The sequence below is a fragment of the Micromonospora sp. NPDC047738 genome (genome assembly GCF_040642675.1).
Classification (GTDB): Bacteria; Actinomycetota; Actinomycetes; order Mycobacteriales; family Micromonosporaceae; genus Micromonospora.
The window spans coordinates 1-1,441 of the sequence record NZ_JBEYSO010000082.1 but is presented as its reverse complement, the minus strand read 5'-3'; the positions used below and the strand labels follow the sequence as shown (position 1 = coordinate 1,441).

The window sequence follows — 1,441 nt, the reverse complement described above, 5'->3', positions numbered from 1 at the left end:
CTAGTACTCCAACGTCACTTGGCTTCGGCGTTGGGCGTGGCGTGGGCATGAGGACGGCCACCGCGTTGATCATCGATGGTTTGTGAGGACAACCGAAGATCGTGCGGTGGCCGTGGGCCACAGCGTAGACCCCGCCGGGTGGCGGGTCATCCTGGACGAGGCGGTGACGCGTGTCGCTGGCAGGTTCGTGCGGGCGGAGCCACGCCGGACTGCCGGGCAGTTCGTGGAGGGGCTGCTGTCGGGTGTGGAACGTAAGACCTGCTGGTCCCTCGCGGAGCGGGCGGGTCACGCCGATCCGCAGGCGATGCAGCGGCTGCTGCGTACGGCGGTGTGGGATGCCGATGCCGTCCGCGACGACGTGCGTGATTGGCTGGTCGAGCAGCTCGGCCAGCCCGACGCCGTCTTGGTCGTCGACGAGACCGGCTTCCTGAAGAAGGGCGTGTGCTCGGTCGGGGTGCAGCGGCAGTACACCGGCACCGCTGGCCGTGTCGAGAACAGCCAGGTCGGGGTGTTCCTGGCCTACGTGTCACCCGCAGGCCGGGCGATGATCGATCGTCGGCTCTACCTGCCGGAGATATCCTGGTGCGATCGTCCTGACCGTCTCATCGCCGCCGGCGTCCCGGACGACGTCAGGTTCGCTACGAAGCCTGCCTTGGCCCGGCAGATGATCGCCGCCGCGTTGGACGCCGGTGTCCCGTTCGGGTGGGTGACCGGCGACGAGGTCTACGGCGCCGACCCGGGTCTTCGCGATGACCTGGAACACCGCGGGATCGGCTACGTCCTGGCCGTCGGCTGCGACCGACGCGTAGCCATCAATGATGGCCGCACCCTGATCCGCGTCGACGACCTCGCCGAGCGGATCCCCACCCGCGAATGGCAGCTGCACAGCTGCGGACCGGGAGCGAAGGGACACCGCGACTACCTGTGGGCCTGGATCACCACCGCCACCAGCCGGGGTGCGTATCGGTGGCTGCTCATCCGCCGCAACCGGAGCACCGGCGAGCTGGCCTTCTACCTGTGCTGGTCACCCCGCCCGGTGCCGCTGCACACCCTTGTGACCGTGGCTGGCTCCCGCTGGAGCATCGAGGAGCTGTTCCAAACCGGCAAAGGCCAGGTCGGCCTGGACCACTACCAGGTCCGCGGCTGGACCGGATGGCACCGGCACGTCACCCTGGCCATGCTCGCCCTGGCCGTCCTGACCATCCTCGCTGCCGCCGCCGCCCAGCAGCCCGACCACGACCCGCAGCTCATCGCGTTGACCGTCGCCGAGATCCGCCGGCTCCTCAACGCCTTCGTCCTCGCCGCACCGCTACCGCCAGGGCACACCCTGCACTGGTCAATCTGGCGGCGAACATCCCAAGCTCGAGCCCGACGATCCCACTACCAGCGCAGACTCGATCACCAAGCCAGCCGGAAGATCAAGTGACGTTGGAGTACTAGG

General features: G+C 68.5%; 1 protein-coding gene. It reads left to right on the top strand.

Translation table 11 applies throughout. The features are described from left to right. Positions 1-163: 163 nt before the first annotated feature. Positions 164-1,426, top strand: coding sequence for an IS701 family transposase (locus ABZ783_RS37400; protein WP_357447975.1), 1,263 nt, complete (start codon positions 164-166; stop codon positions 1,424-1,426). Positions 1,427-1,441 lie beyond the last annotated feature (15 nt).